Source organism: Maridesulfovibrio bastinii DSM 16055, from assembly GCF_000429985.1.
In the GTDB taxonomy this organism is placed as follows: domain Bacteria; phylum Desulfobacterota; class Desulfovibrionia; order Desulfovibrionales; family Desulfovibrionaceae; genus Maridesulfovibrio; species Maridesulfovibrio bastinii.
This window is the reverse complement of record NZ_AUCX01000019.1, coordinates 1-13,999: the sequence shown is the minus strand read 5'-3', so window position 1 is coordinate 13,999 and position 13,999 is coordinate 1. Positions and strand designations below refer to the sequence as shown.

At 37.2% G+C, this 13,999-nt stretch carries 11 protein-coding genes; 7 read left to right on the top strand and 4 right to left on the bottom strand.

Features of this window, described 5'->3' with window-relative positions:
- Positions 1-34: 34 nt before the first annotated feature.
- Positions 35-2,749, bottom strand: a complete 2,715-nt coding sequence (locus G496_RS0110430) for a CBS domain-containing protein (protein ID WP_027179244.1) — start codon at positions 2,747-2,749, stop codon at positions 35-37.
- A gap of 11 nt (positions 2,750-2,760) precedes the next feature.
- Entirely contained in the window at positions 2,761-3,678 is a 918-nt protein-coding gene (gene xerD, locus G496_RS0110425) for a site-specific tyrosine recombinase XerD (RefSeq protein WP_027179243.1), read from the bottom strand.
- A 123-nt stretch (positions 3,679-3,801) separates the two neighbouring features.
- On the opposite strand from xerD, the gene G496_RS0110420 reads away from it, so the two are divergent.
- The 5 genes from G496_RS0110420 (at position 3,802) to G496_RS0110395 (ending at position 11,009) form a co-directional block, all read left to right on the top strand.
- On the top strand, positions 3,802-4,968 hold the full coding sequence (locus tag G496_RS0110420; RefSeq protein ID WP_027179242.1) for an LL-diaminopimelate aminotransferase: 1,167 nt from the start codon (positions 3,802-3,804) through the stop codon (positions 4,966-4,968).
- Positions 4,947-5,462, top strand: a complete 516-nt coding sequence (gene folK, locus G496_RS0110415; protein ID WP_342665378.1) for a 2-amino-4-hydroxy-6-hydroxymethyldihydropteridine diphosphokinase — start codon at positions 4,947-4,949, stop codon at positions 5,460-5,462. Before G496_RS0110420 ends, folK begins: the two co-directional genes overlap by 22 nt.
- A gap of 72 nt (positions 5,463-5,534) precedes the next feature.
- Positions 5,535-5,846 carry a transcriptional regulator gene (locus G496_RS0110410; protein ID WP_027179240.1) on the top strand — a complete coding sequence of 104 codons (312 nt, stop codon included), beginning with the start codon at positions 5,535-5,537 and terminating at the stop codon, positions 5,844-5,846.
- Positions 5,806-6,582, top strand: a complete 777-nt coding sequence (locus G496_RS0110405; protein WP_027179239.1) for a beta/alpha barrel domain-containing protein — start codon at positions 5,806-5,808, stop codon at positions 6,580-6,582. Before G496_RS0110410 ends, G496_RS0110405 begins: the two co-directional genes overlap by 41 nt.
- Positions 6,583-8,933: 2,351 nt before the next feature.
- Positions 8,934-11,009 (top strand): tetratricopeptide repeat protein, encoded by a 2,076-nt coding sequence (locus tag G496_RS0110395; RefSeq protein ID WP_034633029.1) that lies wholly within the window; start codon positions 8,934-8,936, stop codon positions 11,007-11,009.
- Between the two features lie 167 nt (positions 11,010-11,176).
- On the opposite strand, the gene G496_RS0110390 is transcribed toward G496_RS0110395, so the two are convergent.
- Positions 11,177-11,371, bottom strand: coding sequence for a hypothetical protein (locus tag G496_RS0110390; protein WP_027179237.1), 195 nt, complete (start codon positions 11,369-11,371; stop codon positions 11,177-11,179).
- A gap of 195 nt (positions 11,372-11,566) precedes the next feature.
- Here G496_RS0110390 and G496_RS0110385 point away from each other — a divergent pair, with 195 nt between their 5' ends.
- Both G496_RS0110385 and G496_RS19380 read left to right on the top strand, forming a co-directional pair.
- Entirely contained in the window at positions 11,567-11,920 is a 354-nt protein-coding gene (locus G496_RS0110385) for a DsrE family protein (protein WP_027179236.1), read from the top strand.
- Between the two features lie 497 nt (positions 11,921-12,417).
- Positions 12,418-13,554, top strand: coding sequence for a Rid family hydrolase (locus tag G496_RS19380; protein WP_051294974.1), 1,137 nt, complete (start codon positions 12,418-12,420; stop codon positions 13,552-13,554).
- Positions 13,555-13,795: 241 nt separating this feature from the next.
- On the opposite strand, the gene G496_RS0110375 is transcribed toward G496_RS19380, so the two are convergent.
- Positions 13,796-13,999, bottom strand: a 204-nt coding sequence (locus tag G496_RS0110375) for an IS200/IS605 family transposase (protein WP_027179235.1), incomplete at its 5' end; no start/stop codon positions are given.

Below are 13,999 nucleotides of genomic sequence, written 5' to 3'. Positions count from 1 at the left end.
ACCTTAAGGGCAATAAAAAATACAAATAACTATATCACATATCATTAAGCTTTCCGAATAGTGGACCTGTTGTCATACTTTGTGATTTTTCTCTCAAAGAGAGGACTTTTTTCCTCAAAAATTCAAGCTGATCTTCACGAGTGCGGGCAACCCCGTCAAGACAAGCCATTTTCACTTCATTAAGCAACTCTGTATAAACCGGCCCCGGAATCAGTCCCATATCTTTAAGATCATCCCCGCCGACTTCAATCTCTTTGTTTCTTATTATTGTCAGGTACTGGGAAATATTCTTTTTTACATTCTCCCTTTCTGCTCTGGCCATTATAAAGAGGATTCCTTCAACCGGAACAGGGGAGAGTATTTCATAAATTTTGCTCGGGGCCAGCTCCTGTTTAACATTAATTATACGTCCTGAAGCCATGAAGATTGCTTCTCGCATGTGAATAAATTCTCTTTCTTCACTTTGAGAAAAGCTAAGACGCTGATATACTTGGAACATATTTTTTTTAGAAATTCCGAGGCACATTCCAAGAAAAAATGTTTTCCAGCGTGAAATCTCGGGCTCTAGGTAAAGTCTTTCATACCAGTCCAGAACTTTTTCTAGTTCAGCAAGAACTTTTGTCCGGGCTGAAGACAATTTCAACAAAGGGTGAACAGCTTCCAGAATCCCAAGTTCATCCAGTCTGCTAAGACAAGGCAGAACTTTTTCTTCCTTTAAAATTATTTTTAATTCATGAAGAATTCGATAGCCTGAAAGTTTATTGAAAAGTTTAAGTTTGAGAGCATTCTTTATAAGTCTTGAGGTCTGCCCGCCTATGGTGAATCCAAAACGTTGTTCAAAGCGTATCGCCCTTAAAATTCTGGTAGGATCTTCAACAAAGCTAAGAGAGTGAAGAACTCTTAAAACTCTTTCCTTTATATCACGCTGCGAACCGAAAAAATCAACGAGTTTGCCAAAATTAGAAGGGTTCAGATGAACCGCAAGAGCATTTATGGTAAAGTCCCGTCGGTAAAGGTCCATCTTTATAGATGACAGCTCAACGGTCGGCAGGGCGGCAGGGTATTCATAATATTCAAGACGGGCTGTCGCCACATCAATCCTCTGGCCGTCAGGTAAAATAATTACCGCTGTTTTAAATTTGTTATGGGACTTAATGCGCCCACCAAGATTATCAGCTAGTTTTTTAGCAAAAGAAATACCTTCGCCTTCAACAACCAGATCAAGATCAAGATTATTTCGGGTAAGAATTATATCCCTTACAAATCCCCCTACAATATAAACTTCAATTCCATATTCTTCAGCCAGTCTGCCGGCAGTCTCCAGGATATTAAGAATATTTTCCGGGAGACGGTTGCGCATGATATTAGCGATATTTCTAACCTGCTTTTTAGCAGGATAGAGTGATTCAGGTATTCTGGCCGGGTCCTGAACCATGAGATTTATTAAATCTGTTCTTGTTATTACCGCCATGACTTTATCTTTATCAACAACAGGGACCAGACGCTGTTTGCGCCCCAGAATGATGTCCATCACATCAAAAAGCGGAGTTGTTTTAGTTATTGTTGAAAAAGTCTGCTGCATATAAATTTCAACTTCAACATTATCGAGTTTATGGGAAAGAGCCTTGTCTGCTATATTATGTTCCAGAATCCCGACAACGCGCATATTATCCAGTGAATCTACTACCGGCACACCTTTAAGGCTGTATTGAGTCATTTTTTCAACAGCCTTGGCAATTGTCATATTGCGCGGAATGACTACCGGGCGTTTTGACATCAGTTTTTCAATTGTAATTGAAGGATTGATCTGTGAATAGAGCAGGGCAAAAAGTTCATCACGGACCTGCGCCGGAGTGCGGTCTTTTATTGTTGCGGAAGCAGCATAAGTATGCCCGCCACCGCCGAAACTTGCACAGATAGCTCCCACATCAACTTCCGGTGTTTTAGAGCGGGCCACAAGATGAACCCTGTCGTTCATCCGGGCGAGAGCAAATAATATTTTAACATTTTCAATATCCATGAATTTATGGACCAGAAGTGAAAAATCTCCAACATAATCAGGAGTACTGACTTCTGAGATAACTATATCTATATTATGTATAGAATGTGTGGCGGCGTTGCTTACCAGCTCACCAAGCAGAGAAATTTGCTGCCCATCAAGTTCCCTGTTTATCAGGTCGGTTATTACATCAAGCTCCATTCCCTGAGAAAGCAGCCACTTTGCAGCTTCGAAATCATGCTCGGTAGTGGAATTGAAAGTGAATGAGCCGGTGTCTTCATATATACCGACTCCGAGAATCGTTGCTTCTTCCTGATGCAGGGTCAGATTTTCTTTCCTTATTTCATGAGTCAGGATGGCAACGCTGGAACCCCACGGCTTTTTAATTATTTTTTCAGGGTTCAGATCACACTGGGATTCCATGTGATGGTCATAAACATGTATGCGCAAATTTTCTTTTTCCAGAAGACTCTGAACGTGTGAAATTCTTGGGCTTCTGGAGGTGTCTACAACAACCAGCAACTCTACGGAATCTATATCGATATCTTTAAAATTCTTAAAATTAAAAAAGTAAGTGGCACTTTCAATATAAAAATTTCTAAGATTTTTTTCCTGACTGCCGGGGAAAACAAGTGTCGCCTCGGGATACAATTTTCCCGCAGCAACTATTGCGGCAAGACAATCGAAATCGGCATTAATGTGGCCGGTGATCACAGTTTTACTTTGAATTTTATTATCATTTGATGACATGGTTAATGATCTCACATTGTTGAGCGTGGGTGAAATTTTCTATGCATTTGAATGAGTCTTCCAGCTTGAATATGTGTGTAAATTTCGGTAGCACTAATATCGGCGTGGCCCAAAAGAAGTTGTACGGTTCTTAAATCCGCACCGCCTTCCAGAAGATGGGTTGCGAACGAGTGCCTGAACGTATGAGGAGATATTGATCTCTTTATTCCCGCCTCCTGCGCATACCTTTTGATCATCTTCCAGACCCCTTGGCGGGTCAGGCCTTTGCCGGATCTATTCAAAAAGATGTTATCTTCTTTAGGATTGAATGCCGGACGCCAATTGTTAATGTACTGGTTTAAGAAATCCTGGGCAATATAATGAATCGGTACAAAGCGTTCTTTGGAACCTTTTCCAAAAACAGTTAATACACCTGTCTGAGCATCGAAATCCCTGATACTCAGGCTTATAAGTTCTGAAACACGCATACCTGCGGCATAAAGAAGCTCAAGCATTACCCTGTCTCTGAAACCTAATTTATCGGTTGTGACCGGACGTTTGAGTATTGCCGCAATTTCTTCCCGGCTTAAAAATACCGGGAGTTTCTTTGGTAGTTTCGGATTTTCAAGAAGGGCGGCGGGATCGTCTTTCAAAAGATCATTCGAAGCGCAAAAACCAAATAAGCCTCTGATTGATGAAAGATGACGGGCTATGGAACGGTTTTTTAATCCGCGCGATCTCAAATATGTGAGATAGAGCATGAGGGTTTGACTGTTCACCTCTTCCAGACTGGAAGAGCGTTCTTTGAGGAAAGCGGAAAAAGTATCCAGATCGGCCATATAGCCACTCAGACTGTTTTCCGAAAGCCCTCGTTCAATCAGCAGATATTCAAGGTAACGCTCAATAAAAGCGTGACGCGTGTTTTCATTATTGTTAGTGGTATCGGTCATATGTATTAGTGTTGTACACTTATGATTCACGCTAAACAAGGCCGAGTGCTGATTGACAGCAGCCGAATCCCCATTTAAAAGAATAAGTTAAATTGAATAAAAAACTCAAGGAGTAAGAGAGTAATGCCAGAATTCAAGCTTGCCGACAGGCTTGCCACCCTTCCACCGTATCTTTTCGCAGAAATTGACCGTGTAAAGCAGGAAGTGGCAGCTCAGGGTGTCGACATTATCAGTCTCGGTATCGGTGATCCCGATCTCCCGACTCCCCAATTCATTATAGACGCTCTTTACGAATCAGCTAAAAAACCTGTAAACCACCGTTATCCTGACTATATAGGATTACTCACATTCAGACAGGCTGTAGCTGACTGGTACAAAGAAAGATTTAATGTTGATCTCGATCCACATAAGGAAATAGTCAGCCTCATCGGTTCAAAAGAAGGTATCGCACATTTCCCCCTCGCTTTTGTTAATCCGGGCGATCTCGTTATTGTTGCTTCTCCCAATTATCCTGTATATCCGGTTGCTTCCGGATTTGCCGGTGGTGAAGTTCTGACAATTCCCCTTGTTGAAGAAAATGATTACCTTCCTGATCTTGACGCTATTGATGATGATACATGGAAGAAAGCTAAAATTTTCTACACCAACTACCCAAATAACCCGACTGCAGCAACTGCTACTCCTGAATTCTACCAGAAGCTGGTTGATAAGGCCCGCGAATTCAATGTGATTATTGTTCAGGACGCAGCCTACACTGAAGTTTACTATGATGATAACAAAAAACCTCTTTCTATTCTGGAAACTCCGGGCGCAAAAGAGGTTGCTATAGAATTCCACTCACTTTCCAAAACATACAACATGACCGGATGGCGCATAGGTATGGCAGTTGGTAACGAAACACTCGTTGCCGGACTTGGAAAAATTAAAGAAAATTGTGACTCTGGAATTTTTCAGGCTGTTCAGGAAGCCGGTATTGAGGCATTAAAACACGGTGAACCTTATGTGAAGGAATTTCGCCAGATTTATAAAGAGCGCCGTGATTATGTTATTGACGCTCTGCGTAATATCAATATCTCTTGCCGGGTTCCGGAAGCATCAATTTATGTTTGGGCGAATACCCCCAAGGGTTACACTTCTGCAGAATTTGTTTCCAAACTTTTACGTGAAACCGGCGTTGTTGTTACTCCCGGTAACGGTTTTGGTGCTCCCGGTGAAGGATATTTCCGCATTTCACTTACGGTTGACACCGATAGGCTAAAGGAGGCTGTATCACGGATTTCCCAACTCTAAAAGTTTACATCGGTCTCGGCTCCAATATTGGAGATACTGAGGATAACCTCAATGAGGCTGTTGCAAGACTTGAAAAATATGAAGGAATTGAACCGGCAGGTTGGTCAGAAATTTATTTGACCGAACCGCAGGGACTTAAAGATCAGCAATGGTTTACCAATCAGGTTGTAAGACTTGATGTTGATCCTGAACTCTGGTCCCCGCAGGGAATTCTTTCAACCCTGTTGGCAGTTGAAGGGCAGATGGGCCGCAAAAGAGGTCTTGAAAATGGACCGCGGGTAATTGATATCGATTTGCTGACTTTCGGTGATGAAGTTATTAATGCTGGCGACTTTTTGCAGGTTCCGCACCCTCGCATGAAAGACAGGGCGTTTGTTCTATATCCTCTCAAGGATCTGGACCCTGATTTTGTTTTCCCGGATGGAGATTCTCTTTCCGCATGTCTTGAAAAAATTGATTTCAAGCTTGAAGAAAATAAAATTTATCAGGATTAAAATATTCGGTCATGGTCGATTTTTTCGGCCATGACCGTTATACAGACGCCCTTCGTTAACAACGGAGAATTAATGATTAAATTTCTGGTTATAGCTGTTGCTCTTTTTATAGCCTGGAAACTTTTTTCAGGTGATAAGCAGAAAAAACAGGAACAGGCTGCTAAAAATCAGCAAAAAATGGCCAGTACCGGAGAAATGATAAAAGACCCGGTATGTGGCACTTATGTAAAAAAAGACAGTGGGATTAGAGTAAAAAATGGGGATAAGGTTTTTTGCTTTTGTTCTTACGAATGTCGTGACAAATATCTTAAAAGCATAGGTGCTGAAATTCCCGGTGAAAAAATTGAATCCGAGGAAAAAGAAAAAGAAAAAGAAGAAGCCTGATTTTAAGATTTTTGCTGCTCTTTGTGGAATAGCAATATTCCGGCTTCACCGTATCAAAGATCAGCATAATACCTGCATTTTTTTTTATAATGTTTCTAAAAAAGACAGAACCTTATGGTATAAATCATTAAGGCTCTGTCTTTTCTTTTTTAATCAAAATATTAAGGGTCTAATTTTGAAATTTATTCTTTGCCCATCAACAGTGGATGAAATTAAACTTTTTTTGCAACTTGGGATTTTACATGGAGTGTATATTTCAGAAATAGAGAACAAAGAGAGTTCTGAAATTTTGAAATATATGCAGCACACGAACATCCCCTTGTTTATTCAAATTAAAGAAAAGTATGAAAATGATATTTTGTGTGCTTCTCGAAAAATTTTAACACTCAGCCCCAACATTATTCCTACGCTCAAATTTTCAATTGAATCTCTTAAAGCTTGCAACACCATGAGCAAAGGGCAGGTTAATGTCAGCATTAATGGAATTGTAAATAGTTCCCAAATGTTGGTCGCAGCTGGAGCAGGAGCTTCACTTATATTTATGGCTTCTAAAAATATAAATGAAATAGCCAATGGAAGTCAGATTTTAAAAATTCATGAACTCGATTGTTCACTCACAATATCCAGTCTCAATTCAGAATATAATCTTTCAACAATTGCTTTAACCGGAGCAGACTACGTTCTTGTAGATAGCAATTTTATAGAAGAATTTTTTGGACAAAAAGCTGAAGCTTAACTTCAAGAACTGAACATATTCCTAGGATCAAAAAATAAAATTAAATTGAAGATAAGGCTATAAAGAACAGGTCCCTAATTTAGATACTGCCAGAATTCATACCAGCGAGAAGTAAAAGAGTATCCAGCAAATCAGTAAAAATTTAGGAAGTCAATTTCACTTTCTCTAGCAAAATACGCCAACGCGATATTCATATCTGTAGCAATCGTTCATAGAATAAGTTTGAAAATTTTATCAAATACCAAGAAGGGCGCTTGCTCTTAGATAGAAAGAGCCTCTCGATTCGGCGAGAAAATTTCTCTGCAATAGACAAAGCAAGATTGACAAAGTTTGCGATATTTGAGGACTAAATTATAGCGCATGAAGGTGTTTTAAGTACTTATTTCACCTAGATATGATCATTTATTTCGTTATAAAATTTTGAAATAGGTCTAATTCTTTTTAAATTCCCCTAAATTAGCTTCTGTTGCAAAAATCTAATTTTTCGAACTAGATATCAATTTATTTTTTTTAAACCCTTAAAATAGAAATTTAGACTTATAATTTTAGAAATAATTTTTTATTAACGCTACACCAATATTATAACCGGATTAGGGTGGTCTGCAATTATGGCAACCAAAAGTTGACCTTTACAAAGGGTATTATCCGTTAAGTTAAAGTAGAACATTAACTTAAGAAACTATCCCATAACCCTGAAAGGTTGGAATAAATGTTAACGCCATGCTAAACGATCATAATAATTTTTGATTCAGGATGACCTATCATGAGTAGGGTATTGGTTATTTAATGACTAGAGAGAATTGAATAAGAAATTAAAGTATTCATTTAACAGCTCGCATAATCAGATAAAATTTTTGCAAACAGATTCCATTAACTTTGAAAGATTAAATTTAGTAACAGCCTAAAAAATTGAGAATTAATTACATTGCTCTTCGTTCTAATCCCATAAATAAGTTGCGATCCTTTGATCTAACGCTGCAGTCTTTTTATTTCCGCAGTCCTTGAGAGCATGCATATAGAAACAGATATTTCACGCATGGTGCTGAGCATACTAACTATAAGCAGACACCCATATAATTTTTTCATTACCTCATTAGGCAGTAATATTTACTATTCATCTCCATAAAAGGGGAGAGTGAGTTATCTCAACTATCCACAAGTAATTCTCGGTATGGTGAGGCCTAATGAGAAAATAGTTCTCAATTGTAAGTTAACATTTAATTAAATTAATATTGAGAATTTAGTGTGAAAACTACCTTTTGTTAATTTCTCATTTTGGAAGTCTGACAAAATATCATAAATGCAAATTTCTCATCCAAAATTATCGAGTAGAATTTAGATTGAAGCTCATTATAGAATTGAGAATTTAGAAAAGTAATTTCTCAACCCCAGCCAAACATATAAGAATAGCTGCTCCAGTTTTACCAAAAAGTAAACATAATAAGGATACATTTCTAACCACCTGAGAACTGCATCTGTGTCTTAAAAGTGAGAATAAACCTATTTAAAACAGGATCACAACAAGTCAAAATTAAGCTCAAACCATTAAATTGATATCAATATATGCCTAGGCATCTAAATATCCATTTGAGTGTTCTGAATGGGGTTCAGCTTATTGGCAGTTACAATTTAAAACCGGATTAGCTCATTAATTAGCAGGTCAATTTGGTCAAAGCTTAATAACTCACTGTATTTTATGATATTAATTTTTGTCGCATAATGTAAATTATGTAAACTTTACTAAAAATAAAAATACTCTACCTACCTGAAATAACTAACTTATCGATAATTTTACAAATATAATAGTAATGTCTCATTCTTCCCCTTTGAATATCTATTCTATTAACATATTAAATTTATACATTATTTATTTATATAAAGGTCAGCTAAAACTTTCCTATAAATTTAGTAAAAAAAGCCGACTCAAATTTAGCTCCTAAGCGTTTTTTTTGATTACATCCTTATCCATATTCATATTTTTGAGATTTTAAGCTAAGAGCTAAATTTAAAAAATACCATCCTTCTATGCTCATGTTTTACTATTTTTAATCTTAAATTAAGGTTCATCGAAGACATCCTTATAATGCGAATTCAATTAAACCTGATTAGACCGCTTGAGAACTTTTTATATCTCCCAAGTTGGCTCATGGATATTTGACCATATTCTTAATTGAAATTTCACATTTTCATTTTCCTCTTCATAGGACTTTGTTATTTACATTTGACTTTACCGCTGACCTGATTCAGGTCATTAAGGCAATCAAGTTTGATAGATGTTACCGGATAAATTTAATCACGAATTTATCCCGGTATTTTTCATATCCATTTTATTGATTATACAGGCTGGTATTATGATGAAAAATAAAAAAATATTTATGTCTGCAGCATTGGCTCTATCTCTATTCGGATCTGGACTTAATGTTTCTGCCGCTCCCCAAAAACAAAGTTTTGAATCCTGGCTTGAAGATTACGGAGCCTGGGATATTCTTTCTGATTCATACTCGCAACATGATGAATCTCCGGAACTTATAATGAAACGTGCTAACACCTCATACTTACTTGGGCGTTACTCTGAAGCTATGAAAATTCTTCAAAGCACCCCTTCTTTTAATGATAATTCAACAGAAGTTAAAAGACTCTGGTTGGGTGGACAGGTTTTAAGATCCTTCGGTAAGCCGGATCAATCTTTTATATGGTTTAGTCAGGCTGCAAAATTAATGGATGACCAAAAACTTAAAAAGCAGTTTGAAAAAGAAACTGAATTTAAAAGCTATTGGTTTGATGTCTGGAGGAACATGTTCTGGAGCTATCTAGTTACTCCGGTCCCTGCTTCGGAAGCAAGACGCATGATTTTAGACCAAGCCATTAAACAGGCTTCAACTGTTTGGCCTACCACTTACTTTGTTCTGAATGTCAGTAAGCAATGGCATAATGGCGATGTGAACAGCACTGCTCCTGAAATTATTTCCGGTAACGCTACAATGGTAAACGATAATGACCGGATTCTGATTTCAAAATCTTTGGCAGCAGCAAGCCTTGGATCAATAGAAAACTCAAAAGAAATTATCTCAGAATTATCCGATGACCTTGTTAAAACTTTTTGGCAAGGAGTTTTGACTTTTGCAGAAACAGGAAAAACAACTCAGGAATTAAACAAGTTTAAAGATAACGGCCTGATTCATCCCTGGGCTTTTCTTGCTTCAGGAACACTCTCCTCTGCCATTGGATCAGATAACATTTGGAAACTACCTGACCCATCTTCTCCAGCATGGGCTGCTTTCAGAGTGAAATTGATGAAAATGGACCCCAACGAAGCCCTTTCCACAATTGATCGCGAAACAGGTTCTCTCTTATTATCAGGTGATCTGGTAAACGCCCTTCAAAATTACAAACTGGCTTTCAGCTTTTTAAGCGATAATCTGGAACAAGCTAAAGCAACATGGGAACATATTGATATTTCAAACTTACCCCTCAGCTTGAGGCTGGCAGGATGTATAGCTTTCAAAACCCCATTCAGCAAAATTCTTTCCTCAACAGAGGCAGGACGAAAAGATATTTTCTTTATAGCTTCAAGCCTTTGTTCTGCTGCCGGTCTGGAATATTTCCCTGATATTAATTCTTCGTTCTGGAAAGCTGTATCTGAAAAAGATATTAATTCAGTTATAAACAGTCATCCTTTAGATAGACTACTCCTTTTTGCTGAGATGAACCGAACAATAGAATCAGATCATAATGTCACTAATTTACGCAGAGCAGCATATCTTTTCCCGGAATCAGCACTTGGCGCAGACAGCTATATAGCTTTATCAAGAATCGCGATAAGCAAAAGAGAGTTTAAGCTTGCAGGATTTTATCTTAAACATATTGATGTCGAAAAATTAAATCCGCAGGCAAAAATTGAATTCCTTGTAGCTAAAACGGAATATGAGCTTCTTCTTGGTGATGAAGCTGCGGCCTTAGAGCTATACTCTCAATTATCAAACGCAGGAGGCTCTTTAGAGCCTGAAAAAGAATTGAAGCTGGCCTTATTAATTCAGCAGAAGGGAGACAAGCATAAAGCTCAAGTGATACTTGAAGAAATTTGGAAAAAACACGCAGAACTTAAACCTGAACTACAAGCTGAAATATTATTCTGGATAGCTGAAGGTGAATACGCCATGGGCCAAAAGGAAAAATCCCTTAAGTTATACTTGAAGCTTGCTTATGAATATCCAGAGCAAAATATATGGGCAGTAACTGCAATGTACCGGTCCTCAATGATTTATGAAATGAAAGGACAATATGAAACAGCTAAGAAACTTTTAAAAACAGTTATTAAACGTGCTGATACAAAGACGCAGAAAGAGGCAGCAAAAGCCAGAATGAATGCTATTGATGGAAAAATGTCAAAAATTGGCCCAACTAAAAGCCAGATTTTCCCATACTAACCAAGCTGGACTCTACTCTCCCCCAATTAATTGGTTATTATGAAAAGTTTTAATTTTAATGAAACAGAATAAACTAAGTTCTAAACAGTAAGTTAAAAGGGCATCCGCAAAAAAACGGATGCCCTTTTATTTCTTTTACCAAAACAGTAGATTTATTTAAAAATCATTTATTCTTTTGCTTTCAAACCGCTACGAGCCTGCAATTCAGTTAAAGCACGCCTTTTGGCATCCTCCAGCACAGGATGAAGTAACCCAACAATTTTTCTTACATCAAGATTTTCAGCTTCTTTAGAACAAAGCAGTATATCAAGAGCATCCAGACCATGAAAAATATAATCTACACTTTTTTTAGGCTCGCTCATATATCCCTCTTCTATGTTTGTTTGAGACAAAATTTTTATAATATATACAACCTTAATAATATAATGTCTATATCAAGCTATAAACATCAGACTCAAGAAATTTAAAATTGGCAGCAACTCATGCTTGCCTGTTCATTAATGTAGCAGTATGGTCCCGACCTATAATTTAAACACCTTTTAGGGAGAATTAGTCCGATGAATTACAAAGTGGTTTTCCACCTCGATCAGGATGATGAAGGCAGCGCACTTGTTATGGGATTAACTAACATTACCAATATGCTTGCAGCTGTTTCTGGAGAGGATGCGGAAATTCATATGGTTGCAAATGGCGATGCAATCAAACTTTTCAAGCAGGATCTGGCCCAAAATCAAGTTGAAACTATCAAAACTCTTCATAAGCAGGGCGTAAGATTTTGCCTCTGTAACAATTCAATGAAGAAATTTGGTTTCAAAAAAGAACAAATGCTTGAACAGTGTGAAATTGTTCCAGCTGGTATAGTAGAACTATGCAGATTACAGCACGAAGGCTGTGCTTATATCAAACCTTAGTTTTTTAACTGGAATCCTGCAATTTAAATCAAAAGTTTGAATTGCAGGATTTTTTTGAATAACAAAATATATTCGCATCAATATTGAACAATACTGAATACCCGCACATAGCTATTTTAATTAATAAGTCTGCCAGCATTACAATTTTTCTATTATTTCAACTCTACTAACCAAAGCCTTAAAAAATATAATACTACTTTTTATCTTTCTCAAAGCTCAAGCAGGCTGAAAGAAAATCTATGCTTAGAACAAATTTTGCTTCTGACTAATAAAATCTCTTCAAAAAAGACTTTGATTATCTAATGCAAATGCATTCAAAATCTTCTTTTTAGCTATAGAAATTATATTCCTTGTAATTGTTGCTTTATTGTAGATTATAAATAGATATTCTTTTTAAGAAAATTTTAAATTGTATTTCAAGATATCTATTCAACTGCTTTTAAATTAAAATTTTGCATTTTTTTAAGCACCTAAAAGAATATTTAATGGTTGTATAAATGAGTAATCCTATCTCTTTTTCAAAATATAAAAGTAATCTTGGCGATGAAATATATATAGCTGCAGAATCAAGACATGGACTGGACTTTACTGGATCAGTTCAGGATATTTTAGGGCAATATAAAGAGGTAATGCAACAGGAAGGACTTTCAGATGAAAGTGGAATTTTTTTAAGATTCCATCTCAGTGATATAGCAAACCAACTTCCGCTGTTGAAGCAGAGAATTAAGGATATTGAGGAACAAAGTTTCATAAGCATAATAGGACAGCCTCCAGCTATGGGAGGAAAGATTGCATTAGAAGCGTACCACATCAAAACCACTGCCGGCAGTATTAAAGTAAACAAAGCACAAGAAAATATTTCAGTAACACACGGTAACTATTGTAGCCAATGGATCAAAAGTAAAATTGGTATAGCTGGTTCATCCTATGAACAGACACATCAGGCTTTTACATATCTTGATTCGGCAATATCAAAATACAAAGCAACAATCCGCGATAATGTCATAAGGACATGGATATATGTGCGGGATATAGACAATAATTATCAGGGAATGGTTGATGCTCGACGTGAATTGTTTGATTCAGCAGGATTAACTAAAGAAAGTCATTACATTGCGAGTACTGGAATAGAAGGATCAGGCTACTGTGCTTCTAATCTGATCAATATGGATACTCTTTGCATCACAGGAATAAACCCGGATCAGATAACTTATATGAATGCTCCAGATTATTTGTGCCCCACCTATGACTATAATGTCACTTTTGAAAGAGCAACGAGAGTAATGTACGGAGATCGTTCTCATTATTATATTTCTGGTACAGCCAGCATTGATTTAAATGGTGAAATTCTTCATCCTCAAAATGTAATAAAGCAGGCTGAAAGAACCCTGATCAATATAGAAGCTCTATTACAACAATATAAAGCTGAGATGGAAGATCTCAAAATTCTAGTCATTTACCTGAGAGATCCGTCAGACGCTCAACTTGTTAATTCATTTTTGCGGGAATCACTTCCAGAATCTCTAGCATGGATAATGGTTAAAGGAGCCGTCTGCCGTCCAGGATGGCTTATTGAAATGGAAGGAATAGCTATTTCTAAGTTAGCTGATTCTAAATATGGGGCTTTTTGTTAATTAACTTTCTATAGCTAATGACAGACTTAAACAAATTCATAACATTAGGTTAGACCTGTACAGCCACTATCCATAGTTGTGGTGAATATACAGTTAACGATCTGAGCATCGTAAAACAATTTTTTTCACATAATAAGTATCCACCGGCATAGCCGGTGGTTTTTCATATGCGCCTGTAAGGCTCTGTTACCAGCAGCGCCCTAACAGGCGCATATTTAAAAGTCTGACAGCTGCATTTCTGTTACTTGCGACCCGTGAACGGGTTACCCGGATATGGGAGAGATAATTGATCTCCCAATTTATCACTTTCAAGTTGGTGCCGGATATATTCTTTTATCTTTGCAGTATTTTTACCTACCGTGTCGACATAATAGCCTCGACACCAAAACGATCTATTTCGATACTTGAATTTTAAATTTCCAAACTGCTCATACAGCATAAGACT